General features: G+C 38.9%; 3 protein-coding genes. All 3 read left to right on the top strand.

Annotation, left to right across the window (positions count from 1 at the left end):
- The coding region (locus tag ACFIL8_RS05705) for a multidrug effflux MFS transporter (RefSeq protein WP_375689108.1) at positions 1-1,137 on the top strand (1,137 nt) is incomplete at its 5' end.
- A 260-nt stretch (positions 1,138-1,397) separates the two neighbouring features.
- On the top strand, positions 1,398-2,129 hold the full coding sequence (locus ACFIL8_RS05700; RefSeq protein ID WP_375630347.1) for an alpha/beta fold hydrolase: 732 nt from the start codon (positions 1,398-1,400) through the stop codon (positions 2,127-2,129).
- A partial coding sequence (locus ACFIL8_RS05695; protein WP_375689112.1) for an isocitrate/isopropylmalate family dehydrogenase occupies positions 2,126-2,673 on the top strand: 548 nt, incomplete at its 3' end. The genes ACFIL8_RS05700 and ACFIL8_RS05695, both read left to right, overlap by 4 nt.

Genomic DNA, 2,673 nt, shown 5'->3' with positions numbered 1-2,673 from the left:
TTGATTTCTACCGATATTTTTTTACCAGCACTGGGCGATATGCGTCAATATTATCAAGTGACACAATCTCAAATTCAAAGTGCAGTGGCGGTTTTTTTGTTGGCATTGGCACTTGGACAGCTCATTTATGGGCCGCTGAGTGATAATTTTGGGCGTAAAAAAACACTTCTATTGGGCTTATTCTTGTGGTTATTTACGACACTTGGTGTGATTTATACGGTTCATATTCACGCTTTTCTTGTGTTACGTTTTTTGCAAGGTCTTGGTGCTTGTGCGGGACTTGTCTTAAGTCGTGCAATTATCAATGATTTGTTGGATAAAAAAGCGGCTGGAAAACTTTATTTGATTGTTTTCCCTTTTATTGGAATGTCACCAGCGCTTGCACCTTTCATTGGTGGACTTTTGATACAAGCTTTTCATTGGCAGGCAACTTTTATCTTTTTAAGCTTTTTTATATTTTTGACCATTTTGCTATGTTGTTTTGTGCTAAGCGAAACTCTACCCCCTCAAAAACGGCAGCATTTTTCTCCTGTAGGATTGATGAAGGCATATTTAGGCGTTTTCAGAAATAAACAATTTATTTTTTATGCACTTATTCCGTGTTTTTCTTACGCTGCCTATTTTGCTTATATTGTGGAGTCGCCTTTTTTACTCACGACTTTGGGGTTATCGCCGATACACATTAGTTATAGCTATATTGGTGTCTCGTTTCCCTATATTTTGGGAAATCTTTTGGCGCGATGGTTTTTTGAACGCGAGTCTATGGAAAAGACTGTGGGCAGAGGGTACATTATTTTTGTGATAGGTGGTGTGCTGTTTGCTTTGCAAATGTATCTAAGCCCATGGCCCCTTGTGACAAGTTTTATGGCTATTGCTGTTCTTACTTTTGGCAATGGTTTTTTATTGCCGTTAGGAACAGCGTTGGCTATTTCATCGCATCCGAAAGCTGCGGGAGCGGCTTCTGGTGTTATGGGATCTTTGCAATTAGGAAGTGCGGCACTCAGTGCAGCGGTTATCGGAAAAATCTCTGGTCATAGCCCACGGGCTATGGCAGCTTTATTAGCTGTGTGTTGTATGATTGGTTTTATCATTTATATTCAAAAAGCGCGTCATTTTATGACTTCAGAAATAAGCTGAGTAAATGATAAAAAGAAAGCATTATGCGGAAATGCTTTTGATGTTTTACACAAATGGGGCACCTGTACATTAGATGAATTTTTTTTATTAAGTTGCTGGATTGAGTGGATTTAAAATTTGTTACAAGCTTAGTTTGAGTTTAACAAATCGATTATTATGGGGGGAGAATATGAGCCTAGAGTTTCAACATATTTTCATTATATTGGGTGGGAAAATTTCTGGCTCTAATGCATGTTTAAAATAAGGGGAGGAATTGATCAATGAGCCTTCCTATTATTATTCTTTCTCCTGTAATGCCAATTTGGGATGGTGGTGTTTTTTGTTCTCCATTGACAAAGCTATGTTCAACAAAAGGATTCCCTGTCACTCTGCTGGATACGCTTTCTCTTTTTCCTAAGAGTTCTCATGTTCTCAATTATTCTGCTGTAGACATTTTATCTTTTATGGCAGAAAAACTTAAAAGCTATTTTAAAGAGCCCGCAGTTCTTGTGGGATTTTCTATGGCTGGAACATTGGTACAAATATTGGCAGCCCAGCTTCCCAATGTTCAAGCTGTGCTTGCTGTGAATGCGCCTGGCTATCCAGATAAGGTTTTGCAACGGCGCCTTGGAGATATTCTTGCCTCCTTAGAAAATAATGATTTATCGGGGGCTTTGGAAATACTCAATGGTTTTATGCATCCTTCTGGCGTTATGAAAAAAAGAGTTTTATTGGAGATTCCCGATAAACAAAAAAGCTTGGCAATTGAACGCATGACAAGAGGCTTTAAACTCTTATTAGAAATAGATGCTAGAGATGAGATAGTTAAGTATAAGGGGAAGTTTTTAGCTTTAGTGGGAGAAAAGTCGCAACTTGCAACGGTAAATAATCAGACGAAAAGTCATAATCTGAACCATGAATATAAGATTATCTCTGGTGCTGGTACGCGTTTGTGGGAGGATAATCCTACTATGACGGATGCAGTTATTGATGAGTGGCTGGAGGGATTATGAAAAAGAAAGTTCTTGTATTACCTGGTGATGGGATAGGACCAGAGGTTTGTGATGCTGCGTTGATGGTTTTAGAGCAATTCCAATTGCCGATTGAATTAACTTATGGTGATATTGGTGTTGAATGTTGGAAACGGGAAGGAGCTTCTGTTCCTCAAGCGACTTGGCAAAAAATTACTCAGAGTGATGCTATTTTACTTGGTGCTGTGACCAGTAAAGGAAAAGAAGCGGCTTTAAAAGAACTTGAGCCGCATTTACGAGAGAAAAAACTTGCCTATGTTTCTCCCATACTTCAACTTCGCCAAAAGTTAGGTTTGTTTGCGAATATACGTCCTGTAAGATACATCTTTGGTCCGAGAAAACCTTTTCATTTTTGTGTTATCAGAGAAAATAGTGAAGGCCTTTATGCTGGATTGGATTTTCGGGGTATTTCTCCTGAAACAGCCGTTTGGCTAAAACATCCAAATTTGACAAAATATGGGCTTGAGGAAGCTGCGTGGACAGTCCGTTTGCAGACACGCTTTGGTTTAGAGCGGTTATTTGAATA

It is taken from the genome of Bartonella sp. AP57NXGY, from assembly GCF_042195805.1.
Classification (GTDB): Bacteria; Pseudomonadota; Alphaproteobacteria; order Rhizobiales; family Rhizobiaceae; genus Bartonella.
Note: the sequence above shows the minus strand (reverse complement) of the source record. Positions and strands in the feature narration are given on the sequence as shown.

Bases quoted from the DNA above. Each gene is read 5' to 3' on its own strand.
- ACFIL8_RS05700 (WP_375630347.1), top strand. From the start codon at position 1,398: ATGAGCCTTCCTATTATTATTCTTTCTCCTGTAATGCCAATTTGGGAT.